The sequence below is a fragment of the Citrobacter sp. RHBSTW-01044 genome (genome assembly GCF_013781945.1).
GTDB classification, from domain to species: domain Bacteria; phylum Pseudomonadota; class Gammaproteobacteria; order Enterobacterales; family Enterobacteriaceae; genus Citrobacter; species Citrobacter braakii.
In genome coordinates, this window is sequence record NZ_CP056180.1 from 4,381,583 (window position 1) to 4,403,684 (window position 22,102).

The following is a 22,102-nucleotide window of genomic DNA, read 5'->3' on the forward strand; positions in this document are numbered from 1 at the left end:
GCTAAAACTCGAACTGATAGAGCAAATCAAGTGCCTGATCTACGCCAGACACTGCTTCCAGATATAGCTTAGGCATCAGACGATAACGTAGCGTGAGTGTCGCTAAGGAGTCAAATATACCCACACCATATTTCACCTGCAGACCTGGCAGTACGTATCCGCTGACAACCACCTGAGATGAATCACCCACCCCTTGTGTGTCCAGTGCCAGATTGCTTACGCCAAATGTCTCCCCGATTTTACCCACAACCTGACCACTTTGTGCAACCCCCAGACCAATAAGCATTGAAGTCATTGCCGCGCTGTCGCTCTGTTCGCTATCCAGTCCTTGTCCGCGTAGCAGGTAGGAAAGCGCCATTTGCTGCGACATCGCCGGGTCGGAGAAGATCTCCGCCTTCGGTTCATCGGCGGTGCCCGTGACGCGAACCCCGGCGATCACGTCGTCTTCGGTGGCTTCCGGGTTACGAATTGCTTCGATGTTGAGTAACGGCTGATCAGGCGGACCGGAGAACAACAGCTCGCCCTTACGCACAATCAGATCCTGACCATAGGCATGGAAACGTCCGCTCGGAATATTAATTTGTCCGTTCAGCCCCAGCCCCTGCTTATCCTGCACCACTTTCAGATCGCCCGTCAGACGCGCTTTTAGACCAAAGGCGTCAATACGCACGTTGTTACCGACGTGGATGTTCAGGTTGCTGTTGATCGGAATACCTGCTGTCTGCGGTTTCTCCGGTTGCAGATTGTTGTTAAGCATGACCATATCGCTGGAAACCCCTACCGCGCTCTCCGGCAGGTCGTGTACCACGATACGCGCCCACGGCACATCCACGTTGCCATCAAGGGTAAACAGGCTCGGCGTGGCTTCAAAGACCACGTCCGGCGATACGTCCAGGCGGACCATCGGCGGCACGGTAATACGAACCCTGCTGCCTTTAGCCGCAACGCGCGCCCGCCAGTTGTCTATCTGACTCCAGTCGGCATCGCCGCTCAGGTTAATTTCGCCCTGCTGCGTACGCACCACGCCCGCCAGCGTTGAGCGTGTTCCGGTGAAGTTAACGGCTAACTGGCTTGGCTGCATGTCAAACGGCATAAAGTTGCCGTCGATATCCAGACCGCTCAGTTGCAGTTGTCCGAGCAGTTGCGGGCTTTGCACATCACCGCCCAGACGTAGGTTGGCGTTGATCACCCCAGCCGCTTTTTCACCGCGCGAGAAAATGGGGTTCACCATCGCCAGATTGAAGTTGCGGATGTTGACGTTGCCGCCGAGACTGCGGCGTCCTTGCGGATCCGTCACCTGCACCTGGCCGTCAAACTGCCCGTTGTTGGTCAGGCGAATCAGCCAGCCCAGCTCGGCACGGTTATTGTGCAGGTCGGCGGTCAGATTCAGCGTTTCAAACGCCACAGGGAGCGGCGCATCGTTCACGCTTTGCGTGACCTTCACGTTACGTCCGCTCAGCGTAACCTGCCCCTGCGGCAGCCCCTCTTTGGTGGTGTCCCAGCTCACATCTGCTTTGCCAGTGAAAACACCGCTGGCCTGGGTTGTATCCGGCATAAACGGTTTTAGCATCGCCAGGTCAAAGCGGTTAAGGTTCACCACCGCGCGTCCTTGTGCACCGGCATCAATGGTTTGCGGTACGCACAGTTCCGCATTCGGGTTGTTCCAGCAGTGCGGCCCAATGCTGATTTTCTGTTCCTGATTGCGATAATCCAGCGCGACAGGGCGGTTAAGGGACCACGGACCGACCGGCGTCTGGAAGCGGGTATCGCTTAACGCACCTTTCCAGCGCTGCTCTTGGCGATCAAAGCTACCTGCCAGGGAGAGCTGCCCGGAGACCGGTTCCCCCTGAATGCGCAACTGCAGCTCATGCTGCTTTTCGCTACCTTTGGCATTGAGCGTCACCAGGCCAATATTCACGTCAGGCTGTACAATCCGCTCTACGCGAACGTTGAGATTACCAGCGATTTGCTCTGCCGATTTCACGTCGCCTTCGACGCGCACCTGAGCGACGGACAGCTCCTGCCAGCGCAGACCCCGGGCGGTGATATCCGCCAGCAGCTGTGGCGCTTCAACCGTACCGCGAACTTTTACCAGCCCTTTCGCCGTACCGCCCAGTCCCGGCAGCGCGTTATCCAGGCTCGGGGCATCAATCGTCGCGTCGAGATTGAGGTCTTTGACCCCCAGTTCCCCTTTCACATCCGCGCTGTTGCGTCCCAGTTCCAGATGCAGGCCCGGGATCGTCCACTGCAGGTAGCTGTTACCCTTCAGCGAACCGTGCACATTAACCTTGTTCTGCTTCACGTTGCCGGTCAGCTTCAGCTCGGGCACCTCCATCTGCCAGCTTCCGCCGTACAGACTGCCGCGAGTTTTCACCAGGCCATTCAGTTTTGATGGCCACTCCGGGATCGCTTTCGCCGTGTTGATGCCATCCAGCGTTAGCTCCCCGCGCCAGCTGATCGCCTGCTGCCAGTCCACCAGCGCTTTCAGCTCAGTTTTCCCTTCCAGCGCCGCAACGCTGAGTTTGTCGAGATTGATCTGCTGTTCGTTGCCTTTGGCGTCCAGCGTGATGGTAGCCGGAGGAATATCCTGCCCTTTCACAGCGGTACGCATCGACAGCGTATAGTCGGTCATCTTACCGGTCAGTTTGAGCTTGATGTCATCAGCCTGGAACTGCTTGTCGCCAGTAAACGGCCAGTAAACCTGCTTACTCACCACCTCAAGGTTGAGCGGCAATCCGGCTTCCGCCAGACGCGCCTGCGCCCGCAGATCCATATCCACCGGACCAGACAGATTTACGCCGACTTCCAGCTGTTCACGCAGCGCGCCGCCAACCTTCAGCTTCACCTTTTCGCCTTTTAACGGATCGACGTTGAGCGTGCTGTTTAACGTAATATCGACCGGCCACGTGTCGGTCAGTTGCGCCGTGCCGCTGGCTTTTACCGTCCCCTGATTCGAGTCGATATCCAGTGCATCGAGTTTCATGTTGCCGTCAATGCTGCTCACTTTCAGCAGCATGTTATGTACCGTTAAATCCGTATCCCCGGTCACGCGCAGCTGCTCGCCGCGAAACGCTTCAATGTTGAGATTGAGCGGCAGATGGACATCGGTCATTTCCGGCAGCACCGGCTTTGAGAACAGATCTTTTAGCGTTTCGCCGAGCGGTTTTTCATCCGGTTGCGGATTTTGAATCTTTGGTTCGACAACCTCTTCCTGCGCCACTTCCGCCACTTTAGGCAGGGCAATCAGCAGCCCCTGTAATGACGTTGGCTTCAGGGTTAGCGTTTTTTCCTGCCAGTTCAGGCCGGAGGTAAATTCCAGCACCGAAACCGTGGTGTCATCGATTTTGATATTGATGTTGTTCAGCGCCACGCGCGAAAGCGTGATTGGGTAAGGTGTGGAAAGGTTAAGCGGACCGCTCTCTTCCTCTTCAACCGGCGCTGATGGCGGCATCTTTTTGCTGTCGATTGCCACGTTGATATTTTTCAGCGACAGATCGTTGACGCACAGGCTGCTGTCCCACAGGCAGTTAAGCCCCACGGCCAGATGCACTTCGCCAGCATTCACAGCCACGCCAGGTTGGTCATAACGAATATTTTTGAGCGATAAATCCCGCCAGCCGCCGGTGACCTGACCAATCTCCAGCCCCGGAACCCAACGATTCGCCGCTTTGAAGATCAGATGCAGGCCCGAGGTGGTGCCGACGAGGAACGCCACCGTGCCTAACAACAGCAGGATAAAAATCAGCACGCCGAGGCTTATCTTCTTCCATAAACTCATAATTCAGGCCCCAGACCGATGTAAAACTGTAAACCATGTTCATCTTTGTCGCCCACAGGGACAGCAAAGTCGAGCTTGATGGGTCCCACTGGCGATTGCCAGCGTACGCCGACCCCGGCACCGGTTTTGAAATCGCTTCTGCGGATATCGCTGACCGCTTCGCCGCTATCGACAAACATCGCGCCCCACCATTTTCCGGTCACGTTGTACTGATATTCCAGCGAGCCGGTCGCCAGCTTCGAGGCCCCTTTCAGCTTGCCGTCGCTGCCTTCAGGCGAAATAGATTTGTATTTGTAGCCGCGAATGCTGCGATCGCCCCCGGCGAAGAAACGCAGATCCGGCGGTACTTTGTCGAAGTCCCCGGTTTCGATCCAGCCGAGGTTGCCGCGCATCACAAAGCGATGACGATCGTACAGCGTGCGGATCCAGACGTTTTGCGCCTGGAAGACGGAGAAATCAACGTCTGAACCCCAGGCCGTGTTGGAGTAATCGATGGAATAACGTTGGGAGTCGCCCCAGACTGGCATCAGACCGCCGCGCGAGCGCGTCCGGCTGATCATCACGCCCGGATAGAGCAGCATGGTGGTGTTAGTGACGTTACCCTGGGTAAAGTGGTCGAGGCTCCAGCGCAGGTTGATCGCGCGCTGCCAGCCGCTGGAGAGATCCCAGTAGCGGGAAACCGCAAGCGTAGTGGAGTCCTGCTCGGTATCGTTTAAATCGGTACGCTTAAAGCCCCCCTGCACCAGGTAATACTGCTCCAGCGGGTTCTTTAATAGCGGCATTTTATAACTGAAATCAAGAACCTGCTCTGGCGCAGAGATGCTGGCGCTGGTGGTCAGGCTGTGGCCATAGGAGTTCATCCACGGCTTTTTCCACGAGGTCTTCACCCGTGGACCGACGTCAGTTGAGTAACCGACCCCGGTTTCGATGGTATTTTCAGTTCGCGGCGACACAACGCCTTTCAGCGGCAGCACTTTGGTTTCACGGGCTTTATCAAATTCCGGTGCGACGACCACGGAATTAAACCATCCGGTCGCCGACAGACGACGGTTCAGTTCGCCCAGATCTTTCGACTCGTATTCTTCACCCTCTTTAAAGGGCACCAGATTTTGCAGGTACTCATCGCGAATTTGCGAGCCTTCAAAAGTGACATGGCCAAAGCGATAGCGTTCACCGCTGTTGTAATCGATATCCCAGAATGCCTGGCGGCGTTCGAGCGCTATCCCAAGCTGGCTTTTATTAAATTCACTGTCGAAATAGCCTTTGCGCAGCGCTACGCTGGTGAGTGATTTTTTGAAGTTATCATAGTCCCCCTGATTCAGCACGGTGCCGATTGCCGGTCGCGTTTTCAGCAGATCCAGGTAATCTTTATCCGTACGTGCGCCACCGCGCAGAATCACTTCGGTGCCGCCAATCAGCACCGGCTCACCAGGGGTCACTTTGGCAATCAGCACCTGGCGTCCTTTCGCCGGCGGCGGACGCAGCTCAAAATCAATGGTGGGCTCAAAGTAGCCCAGCGCTTTTAGCCCTTCGCGGATGGCATCATCAACGCGCGCACGAAAGCGTCGGTCTGGAGTGACTTCATCACTTTGAATCGTGGATAGCTGCGCACGGACGTTTTTCTCCAGCGGTCCTGATAATCCCTCGACCTGTAAGCGAACATTCGCTGCGGCGGCGGAGCCACTTAAGCACAGTAATCCCACCCAACATAACTGACGGATATGTGGCACATTTTCTCCTGAATATCCTTTTTTCCCACCCCTGGAAAAAAATACTATGCCGTTCCTCGGCTTAACAAAAAATCAACAATAAGAGTTGAAAAACAGACGACAACCCAAATATTTCTTATGTTTAACTCTAGACGTATTCACGCCGTTTATTGTGGGCAAAGACGCGTCTCGTTACAACCTTAACCCAAATGACTGATTTCGGGAGAACGGCCATGAGTTTATTTGATAGAAAGCATCTTGTTACTCAAGCAGATGCCCTACCTGGACGCAACACCCCGATGCCAGTGGCAACGCTGCATGCGGTTAACCAACATTCGATGACCAACGTGCCCGACGGTATGGAGATCGCCTTTTTCGCCATGGGATGTTTCTGGGGCGTTGAACGTTTATTCTGGTCATTACCCGGGGTATACAGCACAGCGGCCGGATATACCGGCGGCTACACCCCTAACCCAACCTATCGGGAAGTGTGTTCCGGCGATACCGGACACGCCGAAGCGGTACGTGTCGTCTATGATCCGCATGTTATCAGCTACGAGCAACTGCTGCAGGTGTTCTGGGAAAATCACGACCCGGCGCAGGGCATGCGTCAGGGGAACGACCAGGGGACGCAATATCGCTCCGCCATTTACCCGTTAACGCCGGAGCAAACCGTCGCGGCACGGGCAAGCCTTGAGCGTTTTCAGGCAGCAATGACCGCCGCTGGCGACGAGCGCACCATTACAACGGAAATCACTACCGCAACTCCGTTTTACTATGCCGAGGACGACCACCAGCAGTATCTGCATAAAAATCCTTATGGGTACTGTGGCATTGGCGGGATTGGCGTTTGTCTGCCGCCACAAGGATAATCGCCACCCTCTGGCGGCTTTACAGTACCTTACGCTATACTAGCTCCTGAAATTGCCGGTCCACTCCCTTCGGACCGGTTTTCAATGTGTATTTCACACGGATTTATCAATTTATCCCTTCCGAGGATCTGGCCTTAACGGTCGGATAAGATATGTTAAACAGTATTTTAGTCATTCTCTGCCTGATCGCCGTGAGTGCGTTTTTCTCGATATCCGAGATCTCGCTTGCTGCATCACGCAAAATAAAACTTAAACTGCTTGCCGATGAAGGCAACGTAAACGCACAACGTGTTTTGAAGATGCAGGAAAACCCCGGCATGTTTTTTACCGTTGTGCAAATAGGCCTTAACGCGGTCGCTATTCTCGGTGGTATTGTCGGTGATGCGGCATTCTCCCCGGCGTTTTACAGCCTTTTCTCGAAGTACTTCACTCCAGAGCTGTCCGAACAGTTAAGCTTTATTCTGTCGTTCTCGCTGGTTACTGGCCTGTTCATCCTGTTCGCGGATTTAACTCCGAAACGCATCGGTATGATTGCGCCAGAAGCTGTGGCTTTGCGTATCATCAACCCGATGCGCTTCTGCCTGCTCGTCTTCCGCCCGCTGGTGTGGTTCTTTAACGGTCTGGCAAATAACATCTTCCGTCTGTTTAAGATCCCGATGGTGCGTAAAGACGACATCACCTCGGACGATATTTACGCCGTGGTCGAAGCGGGTGCGTTGGCAGGGGTTCTGCGTAAGCAGGAACATGAGCTGATTGAAAATGTGTTCGAACTGGAATCCCGTACCGTACCGTCTTCCATGACCTCGCGCGAGAATATTATCTGGTTCGATCTCCACGAAGATGAGCAAAGCCTGAAGAACAAGGTGGCGGAACACCCACACTCCAAATTCCTGGTATGTAACGAAGATATCGACCACATCATTGGCTATGTCGATTCAAAGGATCTCCTCAACCGCGTACTGGCGAACCAAAGCATGGCGCTGAACAGTGGCGTACAGATCCGCAATACGCTGATTGTGCCGGATACGCTGACGCTCTCTGAAGCGCTGGAAAGCTTCAAAACCGCAGGCGAAGACTTTGCCGTCATCATGAACGAATACGCGCTGGTGGTGGGGATTATCACGCTCAACGACGTTATGACTACGCTGATGGGCGATTTAGTCGGTCAGGGTCTGGAAGAGCAGATCGTGGCGCGCGATGAAAACTCATGGTTAGTCGATGGCGGTACGCCGATTGATGACGTTATGCGCGTCCTGGATATCGATGAGTTCCCGCAGTCCGGCAACTATGAAACCATCGGCGGCTTTATGATGTTCATGCTGCGTAAAATCCCGAAACGCACCGACTCGGTGAAGTATTCAGGCTACAAATTTGAAGTGGTGGATATCGATAACTACAAGATTGATCAGCTGCTGGTGACGCGTCTGGACAGTAAACCTACCGTACTGGTACCGAAACTGCCGGATGCAAAAGAAGAGGCAAAGGCGTCTTAACGTCCTGCAGAAACATCAACGGCTCCCATTCAGGAGCCGTTTTTTTAACTACCGCATAGCACTTTGATCAAGCCATCTCAGTTTGCAGACGCAAGACCTGACGGTTAACTTCGGACATCACGGAAAAATGCAGTTTGTCCTTCACTTTTGGGATAAGAATCTTACCCTTATCAAATTCAAAAGCGCCTACATCCTTGATATATAACCGTCCACGAAACAGGATCTTCACGTACTTCGCCACCTGCAGCGGGTTGTATCGTTGGAAAATTTTCATTGTTGTCTCCTGCTGAGCATTACGCCTTTGCGGTACCACAATCGGTCCGACAATCCTCAGGCGCAAATTTTAATGCCCTATGACTATAGACTATCTCGCTCATGTTTCCAGCGTGTATAAGTTTATTTACCTTCAGGTTACAAATATTCAGAATTATCTTTTCAACGCTTCGCTGTCTTCAGTATAAGCCTTCATTTTTCGCAGGATTTGTGCGCCCGTCCGCAAACTGGCATCGCGCTTGCGGGAAAAAGCATCAATCGCACATATGATTAAATTCCAGACCCAAGTGGTCGGATCACCTGCAAAATAAAGAAAGAAGGAAAACCTATGACCTTACAAAAACTGCTGGCGCTGTCGTGCCTGCTGCTGCCGATGATTGCCGGTGCGCATTCGTTTGAGACCAACCAGCGCGTACCGCCGGTGGGGATCGCCGATCGCGGCGAACTGATTCTCGATAACGATAAGTTTAGCTACAAAAGCTGGAATAGCGCGCAGCTGCCAGGGAAAGTGCGAATTGTGCAACACATTGCCGGACGCACCTCCGCCAAAGAGAAAAATGCTACGCTGATCGAGGCAATCAAAGCGGCCAGCCTGCCGCACGACAAATACCAGACCACCACGATCGTCAACACCGATGACGCCATTCCTGGCTCCGGTATGTTTGTGCGCAGCAGTCTGGAGAGCAATAAGAAGCTCTACCCGTGGTCACAATTTATTGTCGACAGCAATGGCATTGCGCGTAAAGCCTGGCAACTGGATGAAGAGAGCTCCGCTATCGCCGTACTTGATAAGGACGGACGCGTTCAGTGGGCAAAAGATGGTGCGTTGACGCAGGAAGAGGTGCAGCAGGTTATTGCCCTGCTGCACAAATTACTCAGTAAATAGCGACGCGGAAGCCGGGGTTGAGGAATGATTCACGTGGGGTGTAATCCAGAGATTTCCCCTGCCAGTCGTGAACGTGCGCCCCGGCTGCGGCGGCAACGGCGTGGCCAGCGGCAGTGTCCCATACGTTAGTTGGCCCAAAACGTGGGTACAGCTGTGCCTGCCCTTCCGCCACCAGGCAGAACTTCAGCGATGAGCCAATCGACGTGGTCTGGTGCTCACCCAACTGTTGCAGATACTCTTTTAACTCATTGTCAGCATGCGAGCGGCTAATCACCACCAACGGCGGACGCGCGTCACGAACATGGATTTGTTTGCGCACGCCGCACTCTTCTTTCCACGCTTTACCTTCTGCCGCGCTGTACATCACTTTCATCACCGGCGCGTAAACCACGCCCAGTACCGGCTTTCCTTGCTCGATAAGCGCAATATTGACGGTGAATTCACCGTTACGCTTAATGAACTCTTTGGTACCGTCCAGCGGGTCTACCAGCCAGTAGCGCTGCCAGTGCTGGCGAACATCCCAGCCAGGAGGCGCTTCTTCAGACAGGACCGGAATATCCGGCGTCAGCGCCAGTAATCCTTCGAGGATCACCGTATGCGCGGCGATATCCGCCGCCGTGACCGGAGAATCGTCCTGCTTGCTGGTAATCTCCATCGGTTTGATTCCATCGTAGACCTGCATAATGGCATCGCCCGCATTCCGTGCAAGCTGGCATACATGTTCTAACATTCTCCACCTCGTTTCTGTCGTGGTGTTAACTCGTTGTTTTACTTATACCCGATCGCCAAAGGATCCGCCAACTGTGATAGCGTCTGCGGTTTTAAACGCTATATTCATGTCATGATTCACAGTTCTGTAAGCAAGAAGATTTATATACATTTTCTTTTGTGGCTTAGATCTTAAAAGGATGCCCCTGATGATTAAGTTTAGTGCAACGTTTCTGGCCACGCTGATTGCAGCCAGCGTCAATGCCGCGACCGTCGATCTGCGTATAATGGAAACCACTGATTTGCATAGCAATATGATGGATTTCGATTATTACAAAGATACGCCGACTGAAAAATTTGGCCTGGTTCGTACGGCAAGCCTGATCAACGCAGCACGTGGTGAAGTCAAAAACAGCGTGCTGGTTGATAACGGTGATCTGATTCAGGGCAGCCCGCTCGGGGATTATATGGCGGCCAAGGGGCTGAAAGCGGGCGAAACGCATCCGGTATATAAGGCACTGAATACGCTGGATTACGCCGTGGGTAACCTTGGCAACCATGAATTTAACTACGGTCTTGAGTATCTGCACAACGCGCTAGCCGGGGCGAAGTTCCCTTACGTTAACGCCAATATCATCGACGTTAAGACCAAAAAGCCGCTGTTTACTCCTTATCTGATCAAAGAGACTGAGGTTGTCGATCAGGAAGGAAACAAGCAGACGCTGAAAATTGGCTATATCGGTTTTGTGCCGCCGCAGATCATGACCTGGGATAAAGCCAACCTCAGCGGCAAAGTGACCGTGAATGACATTACGGAAACCGCACGTAAATACGTGCCGGAAATGCGAGCCAAAGGTGCCGATGTCGTGGTGGTGGTTGCTCACTCCGGGCTTTCTGCCGACCCATACCAGGCGATGGCGGAAAACTCCGTTTACTACCTCAGTGAAGTTCCGGGCGTGGATGCCATTATGTTTGGTCACGCTCACGCCGTTTTCCCGGGGAAAGACTTTGCCAACATCAAAGGCGCAGATATCACAACAGGTACGCTCAATGGCGTTCCTGCGGTGATGCCGGGCATGTGGGGCGATCACCTGGGCGTAGTAGATTTAGTGCTGAATAACGATAGTGGTAAATGGCAGGTTACGCAGGGGAAAGCGCAGGCGCGCCCGATTTATGACGCCGCGGCCAAAAAATCACTGGCTGGCGAAGACCAAAAAATCGTTGAGATCCTAAAAGCCGATCACGATGCCACGCGTGAATTTGTCAGCAAACCAATCGGTAAATCTGCCGACAACATGTACAGCTATCTGGCGCTGGTTCAGGACGACCCGACCGTGCAGGTGGTGAATAATGCGCAGAAAGCCTATGTGGAACATTTTATCCAGGGCGATCCGGACCTGGCGAAACTACCGGTACTTTCCGCCGCTGCACCGTTTAAAGTCGGTGGACGCAAGAACGATCCGGCCAGCTTTGTCGAAGTCGAAAAAGGTCAGCTTACCTTCCGTAACGCCGCTGATTTGTATCTCTATCCCAATACCCTGGTCGTGGTGAAAGCCAGCGGTAAAGAGGTGAAAGAGTGGCTGGAATGTTCCGCCGGGCAGTTTAATCAGATTGATATCCACAGCAGCAAACCACAGTCGTTAATTAACTGGGATGGCTTCCGTACCTATAACTTCGACGTGATTGACGGCGTGAATTATCAGATTGATGTTTCACAACCCGCTCGCTATGACGGTGAATGCCAGACGATTAACCCGCAAGCGGAGCGTATTAAAAATCTGACCTTTAACGACAAACCGATCGATCCGAACGCAACCTTCCTCGTCGCGACCAACAACTACCGCGCCTACGGCGGTAAGTTTGCCGGGACCGGCGACAGCCACATCGCGTTTGCATCACCAGATGAAAACCGCTCGGTGCTGGCAGCATGGATAGGTTCCCAGACAAAGAGCGCAGGCGAAATTCATCCAGCGGCAGATAACAACTGGCGCCTGGCGCCGATTCACAGCGAGACACAACTGGATATTCGCTTTGAAACATCACCGTCTGATAAAGCCGCTGCGTTTATCAAAGAGAAAGGCCAGTATCCACTGAAGAAAGTCGCTACCGATGACATCGGCTTCGCCATTTATCAGTTGGATTTGAGTAAGTAAGACCACGCCGGGTGGCGCTGCGCCATCCGGCAAGCCCGACCAGGTCGTTTACGCTGATGCCGGGACGTCTTCGTTCTTAACGGTATGATTTGCCAAAACCTGCGGCAAATTCAACTCTATCCAGTCCGCCAGCGCTGCGACTTTTTCGCTCACCTGCTCACCCAACGGTGTCAGGCTATACTCCACATGCGGCGGTACCACCGGATATGACACCCGATTGATAAACCCGTCCTGTTCTAACGCCTGCAGGGATTGCGCCAGCATTTTTTCACTGACGCCGCCCATCTTACGGCGCAAATCGCTGAAACGGTGCGTACCGTCGCGCAGCGCCACCAGAATCAATACACCCCAGCGGCTGGTGACGTGTTTTAACACCTCGCGGGAGGGACACTGCTCGGCAAACAAGTTGCCATCACGTAATTGCTGGGAGAGCGTCAAAGCTGTCATTTTCATACTAACCTTTTTGTACGTACTTACTAAAAGTAAGTTTAGGTGTTAATGTGATTAAACACAAGACCAATACCAAAGGAGTTATCCTATGATCGCGATTACTGGTGCCACTGGCCAACTGGGCCAACACGTTATTGAAACGCTACTGAAAACCGTTCCTGCCAGCCAGATTGTGGCTATTGTGCGTAATCCTGCTAAAGCGACGGCGCTTAGCCAGCAGGGCATTACCGTTCGTCAGGCGGATTACAGCGATGAAGCTGCCTTTACCACGGCCTTACAGGGGATAGACAAGTTACTGCTAATCTCCTCCAGCGAAGTGGGACAACGTGCCCCGCAGCATCGCAACGTGATTAACGCGGCGAAAGCGGCCCACGTGAAATTTATCGCCTACACCAGCCTGCTGCACGCCGATCGCTCCCCGCTGGGGCTGGCTGATGAGCATGTCGCAACCGAGAAGATGCTGGCTGAATCCGGTATCGCGTACGCGCTGCTGCGTAACGGTTGGTACACCGAAAACTATCTCGCCAGCGCACCAGCCGCGCTGGAACACGGCGTGTTTATTGGGGCGGCGGGAGAAGGCAAAATCGCCTCGGCGACCCGTGCCGACTATGCCGCCGCCGCCGCGCGCGTCATCAGTGAAGACGGTCATGCCGGTAAAATCTATGAACTGGCGGGCGACGCAGGCTGGACCCTGAGCCAACTGGCGGCCGAACTGGCAAAACAGAGCGGTAAAAAAGTGGTGTATCAAAACCTGAGCGAAGCTGATTTTGCGGCCGCGCTGAAAGGTGTTGGTCTGCCTGCCGGACTGGCGGACATGCTGGCTGACTCAGACGTTGGTGCCTCTAAAGGTGGCCTCTTCGACGACAGCCATACGCTGAGCAAACTGATTGGTCGCCCAACCACGGCGCTGGCAGACAGCGTCAAAGGCATCGTGTAAGTGTTAAAAATTAGTTAATTGTGGTGGCATCCCCGCGCATCCTCTCTGATAATGACATGATGATGCGTGGGGAGAGAATACGTGCAAGGTGTACCTGAGCAGTTTATTGATGAGAAAGACAGCGCCCGCTTTCGCCATCTGGCACAGGTGCCGGGCGTTGAGCTGTATCATGCGCACATCTCGCGTTACGCCTTTGAACCCCACACCCATGAAGCGTTTGGTATTGGCGCGATAGAAGCCGGAGCCGAACGTTTTCGCTATCGCGGCACGCAGTACGTGGCCCCCGCCCATTCCGTCGTCACCATGAATCCCGATGAGCTACATACCGGCGAAGCGGAAACCGCCGACGGCTGGCGCTATCGGATGATCTATCTTGAGCCCGATCTTCTGGAAGAAGTCACCGGGATCCGCCACTGGTGGTTTCATGACGTAACGCGTCACGATCCGCTACGCTCGCGCCAGATCTGCTCGCTGATCCATGGCCTGTGGAACACTGAGGATCCGCTGGCGCAAAAAGGGTTATTACTCGATCTGATCGACACGTTCCAGCCGCTGGCCCGCCATGCGCCGGTATTACCGGAGGGAGCGCATCGCTTTGAGCGGGTACGCGAGTATTTGCACGATAATTATATGCACCCGGTCACGCTCGACGAACTGGCGCGGGTTGCAGCGCTGAGTCCCTGGCATTTTCAGCGCCAGTTTAAATCTCATTTCCACGTCACGCCGCACCAGATGCTGATGGCGATCCGCCTGTGGCGAGCCAAAGGTTTTCTCACTCACGGAATGCCCGCCGCGGAGGTCGCTGCCGCAACCGGCCTCACCGACCAGTCGCATCTCACCCGCGCGTTTACCCATCGCTACGGTATTACGCCGGTACGTTATCAGAAACAAGTCGTCCGGCGTTGAACAGCAATCTCATACAATACGGCTGCATTTTTCCTGCCTACACTCGACTTATTGTTAAGCGATGTGGATGTCAAAAATGATTAGCGGCGTGTTGTATGCCCTGCTGGCTGGGCTGATGTGGGGATTAATTTTTGTTGGGCCGCTGATCGTACCGGAATACCCGGCGGTATTGCAGTCGATGGGGCGCTATCTGGCGCTGGGGCTAATAGCATTGCCGATTGCCTGGCTGGGGCGTGTGCGCTTGCGTCAGTTGACGCGCAAAGACTGGGTCACTGCGCTGGCGCTAACGATGATGGGTAATCTGATTTATTACGTTTGCCTGGCAAGCGCCATCCAGCGCACTGGCGCGCCGGTTTCAACGATGATTATTGGTACATTGCCGGTTGTGATCCCGGTCTTCGCTAACCTGCTCTACAGCCAGCGCGACGGCAAATTATCATGGTGGCGTCTGTCGCCTGCGCTGGTGCTGATTGGTATCGGTCTGCTGTGCGTGAATATCTCGGAGCTGAATCAAGGCTTACCCGACTTTAGCGGCTGGCGTTATGGTTCTGGAATCGCGCTGGCGCTGATCTCGGTAGTGTGTTGGGCGTGGTATGCGCTGCGTAATGCCCGCTGGCTGCGCGAGAATCCAGATAAGCACCCGATGATGTGGGCGACGGCCCAGGCACTGGTAACGTTGCCTGTTTCTCTGCTCGGTTATATTGCAGCCTGCCTGTGGCTGAACGGGCAAACGCCGGACTTTGCCCTTCCCTTCGGCCCGCGTCCGGGCGTGTTTATCGGCCTGATGATAGCGATTGCGGTATTGTGTTCGTGGGTTGGCGCACTGTGCTGGAACGTCGCCAGCCAAAAATTGCCGACGGTGATCCTCGGCCCGCTGATTGTCTTCGAAACGCTGGCTGGCCTGGTGTACACCTTTATCCTGCGCCAGGAATTCCCGCCACTGCTGACGGTAAGCGGCATTGCGCTGCTGATTGTTGGGGTGGTGATAGCCGTCAGAGCCAAACCACAGAAACCAAGCGTCGTCGTGGTTCCACAATCATAATGGCCCGGACGGCGCTGCGCTAATCCGACCTACAAGATATTATTTTGTAGGCCGGAGTAGACGTTAAACTTTAAACACCGCTACGGTCTGATTCAGTCGTGCTGCCTGCTCTTCGAGCGCGGCGGCGGCGGAAGCGGACTCCTCCACCAGCGAGGCGTTTTGCTGCGTCACGCGATCCATCTCGGCAACCGCCTGACCTACCTGATCGATACCCCGGCTCTGTTCATCAGAGGCCGAGGCTATCTCGCCCATGATGTCGGTCACACGGGTCACGGCGCTCACAATTTCCGCCATCGTTTCACCCGCTTCATGCACCAGCGCCGTACCAGCATTTACCCGATTCCCCGAGTCATCAATCAGCGCCTTAATCTCTTTCGCCGCCTGAGCGCTACGCTGTGCCAGTGTACGGACCTCGCCAGCGACCACGGCAAACCCGCGCCCCTGCTCGCCCGCACGCGCCGCTTCTACTGCCGCGTTCAGCGCCAGAATATTGGTCTGGAAGGCAATGCCGTCGATAACATTGGTAATTTGCGCGATTTTGCTGGAACTGGTGGCAATTTCATCCATCGTACGCACTACGCCATCAACCACGGTTCCGCCTTTCTGCGCCGTCTGTGAGGCATTTTTTGCCAGACTGGTCGCCTGACGCGCGTTATCCGCGTTCTGTTTCACGGTAGCGGTGAGTTGTTCCATGCTGGCAGCAGTCTCTTCCAGAGAGGCAGCCTGCTGCTCGGTACGTGAAGAGAGATCGTTACTGCCGGCGGCAATTTCACCTGCGCCGGTATAGATGGTGTCAGCCCCGTCACGCACCACGCTGACTGTGTTCGCCAGCGCCTGCTGCATGTCGCGAACGTTGACTGCCAGCAGCGCCATCTCATTGCTGCCATCGGCGTTGATGCTGTGCGTCAAATCACCCGCAGCAATGTGGCGAATATGTCCCATCACTTCGTGGAGAGGCTTGAGCAGCACTCGCTGCATTGCCAGCCAGCTGGCGATAATCACGGTGACGACAATCAGCATCACGGCGGACAGCAGCCAGATTATCTTCTGGTAATCACTCTCATTGTCCTGCACCCCGGCAGTGGCCAGCGCCGTTTGCGCGCTACGCCATTCCCGATAAACTTCCTGCATGGCCGTTTGCTTTTGCTCGGCATTCTGCTTGAACATCTCTTCCAGCTTACCTTCAGCCAACAGCGCGTTCATTTTAGCCAGCGTCGCAGAATAGATGCCGTACTGCTCTTCCAGTCGATCGGCCAGATGTTCATCAAGCCCCGGCGTTTCCGGCAGGGCGTAGTATTTATCGTAATGCTCTTTCGATTCGGCCAACAGGCGATTTGCCGTGTTCACCAGTTCCTTCAACTGACCGCCGTTAATCTCGCTGGCCATCGTTCCCTGTAAACGCAACATGCCCCGGTTGAGCGTGACGCGAGCCTGGTTCAGGCTAATCCACGCATCGGTAAACTCGGCCACGTTCTGGCTGGAAAGCTGAGAGACGTTAAAGTTTTGCTTATCGTTATTGAGCGCGCCAATAAAGACGCCCGCGGAGATGAGCTGCATCGCGCCCAGGGCGAGTAACACGGTGATAAGTAGGGTTATCACTTTGATTCGTTTAAACATCTGTAGCCTTTTATTATGCAGGTATTGTCTGAGGTCTAACTATCGGCAGCGGCGTGCGCTTATTTAATCCTGTCGCGCGGCTTTTTTCGCCGCCCCTCTCCTTTCTAATAAGATTCAGCACCTTAACGAAACAAGAAATTTTCGTGACATTCCTCACAAAACACCCCACCCCGAAAGGGTTATATCCTTCGCTATAAGTTGCATTTAAAATACATCTTATATTATTGAGAATGAGGTAACGGCAATGTCTTATCGCGATCAACCTTTAGGTGAACTGGCGCTCTCTATTCCTCGCGCTTCGGCCCTGTTTCGTAAATACGATATGGATTACTGCTGCGGCGGTAAGCAAACGCTGGCACGCGCTGCTGCGCGTAAAGAGCTGGATTTAGACGTTATTGAGGCACAGCTCGCGCAGTTGGCTGAACAGCCGCTGGAGAAAGACTGGCGTACCGTGGCACTGGCTGAAATCATCGATCATATCATCGTGCGTTATCACGACAGACACCGCGAACAGCTGCCGGAACTGATCCTGCAGGCCACGAAAGTTGAACGCGTTCACGCAGATAAACCGAACGTACCACGCGGTCTGGCGAAAAACCTGACCATGCTGCATGAAGAGCTGTCCAGCCATATGATGAAAGAAGAGCAGATCCTGTTCCCGATGATCAAACAGGGCATGGGTAGCCAGGCGATGGGACCAATCAGCGTGATGGAAAGCGAACATGACGATGCCGGTGAACTGGTCGAAGTGATCAAACACATCACCCATAACGTGACGCCGCCGCCAGAAGCCTGCACCACCTGGAAAGCCATGTATAACGGCATTAACGAGATGATCGACGACTTGATGGAACACATCAGTCTGGAAAATAATGTGTTGTTCCCGCGAGCTCTCGCCGGGGAGTAAAGATATCGCCGGATAGCGCTAACGCGTATCCGGCCTACGGAATTCAGGCCCGGTAAGCATCGCGCTACCGGGCACTAAAATTAACGCATACCTGCCATACGTTTCTTACCGATAAACAACCAACCCAGACCCAGCGCGATGAACCACAGCGGCGTCACGATCAGCGCCTGGCGGGTATCATCTTCCAGCGTCAGCAGTACCAGTACGAAGACGAAGAACGCCATACATACCCAGCACATCAGCTTGCCTAGCGGCATCTTGTAGATTGATTTTTCATGCAGGTGCGGGCGCTGCTTGCGGTACACCAGGTACGAGCAAAGAATGATAGTCCAGACGAACATGAACAGAATCGCCGACACGGTAGTGATCATGGTGAACGCGCCAATCACGCTCGGGTTCACGTAAAGCATCACCACGCCGCCCAGCAGACAGATACAGGAGAAGGTTAAACCTTTCGCCGGAACTGCGCGTTTAGACAGTTTGGCAAATGCTTTAGGCGCTACGCCTTCCTGTGCCAGGCCGAACAGCATACGGCTGGTAGAGAACACGCCACTGTTTGCGGAAGAGGCTGCTGAAGTCAGCACCACAAAGTTGATCAGGCTCGCCGCGGCAGGCAGACCGACCAGCACAAACAGTTCAACGAATGGGCTCTTGGTTGGTACTACCGAGCTCCACGGTGTTACGGACATAATCACGATCAGCGCAAAAACGTAGAACATGATGATACGGATCGGAATCGAGTTAATGGCGCGCGGCAGAGATTTCTCCGGGTCCTTGGTTTCTGCAGCGGTCGTTCCCACCAGCTCAATACCCACAAACGCGAACACGGCTATCTGGAAGCCAGCAAAGAAGCCGCTCAGACCTTTCGGGAACCAGCCACCGTCATTCCACAGATGCGTGAACGATGCCTGAACGCCGGTTGGCGACTGGAAGTGCGTCAACACCATCACCAGACCAACGACAATCAGGCCGATGATGGCGACGATTTTGATCATCGCAAACCAGAACTCCATCTCACCGAACATTTTTACAGTGGCAAGGTTGAGGCTCAGCAGCAGCACGATCACCGCCAGCGAGGCGACCCAGTCTGAAAGTTCGGGGAACCAGAATTGCGCATACGCCGTAATGGCGACAACGTCTGCCATCCCGGTAACAACCCAGCAGAACCAGTAAGTCCAGCCGGTAAAATACCCGGCCCATGGCCCGAGCAGGTCAGAGGCGAAATCACTAAAAGATTTGTACTCCAGATTCGAGAGCAGCAATTCACCCATTGCACGCATCACGAAAAACAGCATAAAACCGATAATCATATACACAAAGATGATCGACGGTCCGGCGAGGCTGATGGTTTTACCAGAGCCCATAAACAGGCCGGTACCAATAGCACCACCAATGGCAATAAGTTGAATATGACGGTTTGTGAGATTGCGCCGTAGCGACTGTTCAGACGAAGCCTCTTCAGCGGCGTCGACTTTTACCTGATCTACCATGTTTTTTCTTCCTGTACCTGTCTGTGTTGTTCAGGCTCTACGGCCTTTAGTGTGTCTATGATACGACGTTCCTGATTATCAGGACTCATCGATATTAGGTAAGAATTGGCGGGATGAATACTAAGATTTAGATATAATGTTAATTTAATGTTTAAAGTGAGTGTCATATCACTCTGATAGCGCGAATCAGCTCACAAAAATACACGCTAACGAGGCATTTGCAAAATAAAATATCGACAACCACGTAACTATAGCTTTTCACGCTATTTTTTTGTTCCCCCCGGCCTCGGAGGGAACAGAAGTCACTGCTTACAGGATCTCAAGCAGCTCAACGTCGAACACCAGCGTGCTGAACGGAGGAATGGACGCGCCAGCGCCACGCTCGCCGTAAGCCAGTTCCTGAGGAATAGTCAGTTCCCATTTGGAACCTACCGGCATCAGGGTCAGCGCTTCAATCCAGCCTGGGATCACGCCGTTAACCGGGAATTCAGCCGGTTCGCCGCGTGCGACAGAGCTGTCAAACACGGTACCGTCGATCAGTTTACCGGTGTAGTGCACGCGAACGCGGTCAGTACGCGCTGGAATAGCACCTTCCCCCTGAGTCAGAACACGGAACTGCAAACCGGATTCAGTGCTGTTCACACCGTCTTTCTCACGGTTTTCTTCCAGATATTTGACGCCATCAGCCGCCATAGCCTGGAAACGCTCGCGACGTACTGCATCAGCGCGTTCGTGGATTTCACGCAGTGCGCGATGCACAACATCAACCGGCACTGCCGGGTGCTTACCTTCCAGCGCGTCAGCGATACCCGCTACCAGCGCTTCAGGCAACAGTCCTTCCAGTCCGGATTCACTCAGCTGTTGTCCTACCTGCAAACCAATGCCGTAGCTTGCTTGCGCTTCGATAGTGTCAAAAGTCGGGTTAGCCATCATATTTCCTTTCATCGGATGTAAAGTAGCGGGCAGCATATCAGCCATGCCGCATCCGGTAAAACTTTGTCTCGGGAACAGATGACAAATCGCGAGGAAACATAAACAATAGGAATACCCCGCGTTGACGTCACGAAAGCGGGTAATATGACGAACATCATAGCATTAGCCATCTATACTCTATGATCGAGGAACGAGACGCGGAGCAGGAGGAAAGCCATGCCCGGGCGCTTTGAATTAAAACCAACCCTGGCGAAAATCTGGCATGCACCGGACAATTTTCGCATTATGGATCCGCTACCGCCTATGCACCGACGCGGCATTATAATTGCTGCTATCGTGCTGGTGATAGGCTTCCTGCTGCCCTCCAGTGACACCAGCGATGCCCCTGTGGTTACGCGTACTGCCCAGCTGGATTTGCAGTCACAATCGCAGCCGCCGACCGAAGCTCAACTGCAGGCACAGTTGGTCGCCCCGCAAAACGATCCGGGCCAGGTCGCTCCGCTTGCCCCAGAGCCAATCCAGGAAGGAGAACCAGACGCGCAGCCGCAGGCTCAGCAATCTCAGCCGCAGACGCAACCTTTCCAACAGGATAGTGGAATTGAGCAGCAGTGGCGCTCCTATCGCGTAGACTCGGGCAAAACGCTGGCGCAGGTATTCCGTGACCATAACCTCCCGCCAACCGATGTATACGCAATGGCGCAGGTTGAAGGTGCCGGAAAACCTCTGAGCAACCTGAAAGACGGCCAGATGGTACAAATCAGGCAGAATGCCAACGGCGTGGTAACGGGATTAACCATTGATACCGGTAATGGTCAGCAGGTACTGTTTACTCGACAACCTAACGGCAGTTTTATTCGCGCTCGTTAACCGGCACACCTGTAGACCTGATAAACACAGCGCATCAGACATCAAGGTGAAGCGTCAGCGCTTCACCTTGTTCACCCACCAGATCCCGGAACAGACCAGCACCAGCGCCAGCGCATATTTCCATTCGAGAATGTTTTCGCCGAGGAATATCGCCGACAGAACCGCCCCCGAAACCGGGATCAGGAAGTTAAACGGCGCAATCATCCCCACGCGGTTATGCTTGAGCAGAATACTCCACAACGCAAAAGCGACCGAAGAGAGTAACGTCAGGTAGCCCAGGATCGCCACTGAAGACGCGCCGTGTACGGTTAGCGTGCCACCAAAAGCGTAACCACCAATAACCAGCGCCAGACCGCCGCCGCCCAACTGATATCCTGTCATTACCGTCGGGTCTACCGTCTGAGAAATGCGTTTACCGTATAACGTGGCGGCAGAAAGAATAAAGGCCGCCATCACCACTGAACCGTCCCCTAACAGGCTGAAGTTAAAATCCAGTCCGCTGCTAAAGTTCACCACCATTACGCCGGTAAAGCCCAGGATACAGCCCAGCACTTTGTTGTAGCTCAGCTTGTCGTTCTGATAGATAAAATGGGCCAGCAGCACGCTGAAGAAGGTGCCAGTCGCGTTCATGATCGACCCTTTCACCCCCGTCGTGAACGCCAGGCCAATATAGAAGAAGATGTATTGCAGCGAGGTTTGCGTCAGTCCCAACAGCGTGAGCTGACCGTACTGACGCGGGCTTAACCGGCCAATCGGTTTACGCTGCGCCACCGCCAGCAATAGCAGCAATAATCCAGCAAACAGGAAGCGATAGCCGGCAAAGACAATTTTTGAAGGAATGTCATCCGTGGCAATCTGGAAGATCTCATATCCGCTTTTGATCGCCGGATAGGCGCTCCCCCACAGCAGACAGCAGAACGCTGCGCTCAGGTAGACAACATTTTTACGCGCAAACAGAGGTTGGTGCGTTGGTTCCATTCCATCACCATTTTAAAATAATGTTTTATTTTTATGATTATCCCGAAAAGGATAAAGAATAGCCAGAGCGAAAAGCGGAGGGGACAGAAAAGCAAAACGCCGA

At 53.9% G+C, this 22,102-nt stretch carries 18 protein-coding genes; 9 read left to right on the plus strand and 9 right to left on the minus strand.

Going from position 1 to position 22,102, the window contains the following annotated elements:
• Position 1: 1 nt before the first annotated feature.
• Both tamB and tamA read right to left on the minus strand, forming a co-directional pair.
• Positions 2-3,778 (minus strand): autotransporter assembly complex protein TamB, encoded by a 3,777-nt coding sequence (gene tamB, locus HV352_RS20975; protein ID WP_103928857.1) that lies wholly within the window; start codon positions 3,776-3,778, stop codon positions 2-4.
• The gene (tamA, locus tag HV352_RS20980) at positions 3,775-5,508 is read right to left on the minus strand and encodes an autotransporter assembly complex protein TamA (protein ID WP_016155528.1); all 1,734 of its coding nucleotides are present in this window, start codon (positions 5,506-5,508) and stop codon (positions 3,775-3,777) included. The genes tamB and tamA overlap by 4 nt, the downstream gene beginning before the upstream one ends.
• Positions 5,509-5,720: 212 nt before the next feature.
• Between tamA and msrA the strand changes: the two genes are divergently transcribed.
• Both msrA and HV352_RS20990 read left to right on the plus strand, forming a co-directional pair.
• Positions 5,721-6,359, plus strand: a complete 639-nt coding sequence (gene msrA / locus HV352_RS20985) for a peptide-methionine (S)-S-oxide reductase MsrA (protein WP_016155527.1) — start codon at positions 5,721-5,723, stop codon at positions 6,357-6,359.
• 152 nt (positions 6,360-6,511) lie between these two features.
• Positions 6,512-7,852 carry a hemolysin family protein gene (locus HV352_RS20990; RefSeq protein ID WP_003830418.1) on the plus strand — a complete coding sequence of 447 codons (1,341 nt, stop codon included), beginning with the start codon at positions 6,512-6,514 and terminating at the stop codon, positions 7,850-7,852.
• 67 nt (positions 7,853-7,919) lie between these two features.
• On the opposite strand, the gene HV352_RS20995 is transcribed toward HV352_RS20990, so the two are convergent.
• The gene (locus tag HV352_RS20995; RefSeq protein ID WP_003025710.1) at positions 7,920-8,126 is read right to left on the minus strand and encodes a DUF1107 domain-containing protein; all 207 of its coding nucleotides are present in this window, start codon (positions 8,124-8,126) and stop codon (positions 7,920-7,922) included.
• 327 nt (positions 8,127-8,453) lie between these two features.
• Here HV352_RS20995 and HV352_RS21000 point away from each other — a divergent pair, with 327 nt between their 5' ends.
• Positions 8,454-9,011 carry a YtfJ family protein gene (locus tag HV352_RS21000; protein WP_016155526.1) on the plus strand — a complete coding sequence of 186 codons (558 nt, stop codon included), beginning with the start codon at positions 8,454-8,456 and terminating at the stop codon, positions 9,009-9,011.
• Here the strand turns inward: HV352_RS21000 and cysQ are convergent.
• Positions 9,001-9,741 carry a 3'(2'),5'-bisphosphate nucleotidase CysQ gene (cysQ, locus tag HV352_RS21005; RefSeq protein WP_016151445.1) on the minus strand — a complete coding sequence of 247 codons (741 nt, stop codon included), beginning with the start codon at positions 9,739-9,741 and terminating at the stop codon, positions 9,001-9,003. The genes HV352_RS21000 and cysQ overlap by 11 nt on opposite strands.
• A 187-nt stretch (positions 9,742-9,928) precedes the next feature.
• Here cysQ and cpdB point away from each other — a divergent pair, with 187 nt between their 5' ends.
• On the plus strand, positions 9,929-11,872 hold the full coding sequence (gene cpdB, locus HV352_RS21010; RefSeq protein WP_019078216.1) for a 2',3'-cyclic-nucleotide 2'-phosphodiesterase: 1,944 nt from the start codon (positions 9,929-9,931) through the stop codon (positions 11,870-11,872).
• Positions 11,873-11,920: 48 nt separating this feature from the next.
• On the opposite strand, the gene HV352_RS21015 is transcribed toward cpdB, so the two are convergent.
• Positions 11,921-12,319, minus strand: a complete 399-nt coding sequence (locus HV352_RS21015; protein ID WP_085951094.1) for a helix-turn-helix domain-containing protein — start codon at positions 12,317-12,319, stop codon at positions 11,921-11,923.
• Positions 12,320-12,410: 91 nt separating this feature from the next.
• On the opposite strand from HV352_RS21015, the gene HV352_RS21020 reads away from it, so the two are divergent.
• From HV352_RS21020 to HV352_RS21030, 3 genes are all read left to right on the plus strand, one after another.
• The gene (locus tag HV352_RS21020; RefSeq protein ID WP_019078214.1) at positions 12,411-13,259 is read left to right on the plus strand and encodes an SDR family oxidoreductase; all 849 of its coding nucleotides are present in this window, start codon (positions 12,411-12,413) and stop codon (positions 13,257-13,259) included.
• An 81-nt stretch (positions 13,260-13,340) separates the two neighbouring features.
• Positions 13,341-14,165, plus strand: coding sequence for an AraC family transcriptional regulator (locus tag HV352_RS21025; RefSeq protein WP_016155523.1), 825 nt, complete (start codon positions 13,341-13,343; stop codon positions 14,163-14,165).
• Positions 14,166-14,241: 76 nt separating this feature from the next.
• On the plus strand, positions 14,242-15,207 hold the full coding sequence (locus HV352_RS21030; RefSeq protein ID WP_016151440.1) for a DMT family transporter: 966 nt from the start codon (positions 14,242-14,244) through the stop codon (positions 15,205-15,207).
• Between the two features lie 63 nt (positions 15,208-15,270).
• Here HV352_RS21030 and HV352_RS21035 read toward each other — a convergent pair whose 3' ends face one another.
• Complete coding sequence (locus HV352_RS21035; protein ID WP_046275835.1) at positions 15,271-16,824, minus strand: methyl-accepting chemotaxis protein; 1,554 nt, start codon at positions 16,822-16,824, stop codon at positions 15,271-15,273.
• Between the two features lie 244 nt (positions 16,825-17,068).
• Between HV352_RS21035 and ytfE the strand changes: the two genes are divergently transcribed.
• Entirely contained in the window at positions 17,069-17,731 is a 663-nt protein-coding gene (gene ytfE / locus HV352_RS21040; protein ID WP_003025690.1) for an iron-sulfur cluster repair protein YtfE, read from the plus strand.
• A gap of 80 nt (positions 17,732-17,811) precedes the next feature.
• Here the strand turns inward: ytfE and cycA are convergent, their stop codons facing one another.
• Together cycA and fklB are read right to left on the minus strand one after the other, a co-directional pair.
• Positions 17,812-19,221: a D-serine/D-alanine/glycine transporter gene (gene cycA / locus HV352_RS21045; RefSeq protein ID WP_016151437.1), complete on the minus strand. Its 1,410-nt coding sequence runs from the start codon at positions 19,219-19,221 to the stop codon at positions 17,812-17,814.
• A gap of 309 nt (positions 19,222-19,530) precedes the next feature.
• Positions 19,531-20,151, minus strand: a complete 621-nt coding sequence (fklB, locus tag HV352_RS21050; RefSeq protein ID WP_029139741.1) for an FKBP-type peptidyl-prolyl cis-trans isomerase — start codon at positions 20,149-20,151, stop codon at positions 19,531-19,533.
• Between the two features lie 219 nt (positions 20,152-20,370).
• Between fklB and HV352_RS21055 the strand changes: the two genes are divergently transcribed.
• Positions 20,371-21,021 (plus strand): OapA family protein, encoded by a 651-nt coding sequence (locus HV352_RS21055; RefSeq protein ID WP_016151435.1) that lies wholly within the window; start codon positions 20,371-20,373, stop codon positions 21,019-21,021.
• Between the two features lie 54 nt (positions 21,022-21,075).
• On the opposite strand, the gene HV352_RS21060 is transcribed toward HV352_RS21055, so the two are convergent.
• A complete protein-coding gene (locus HV352_RS21060; protein ID WP_047414942.1) occupies positions 21,076-21,999 on the minus strand; it encodes a DMT family transporter in 924 nt (307 codons plus the stop codon).
• Positions 22,000-22,102 lie beyond the last annotated feature (103 nt).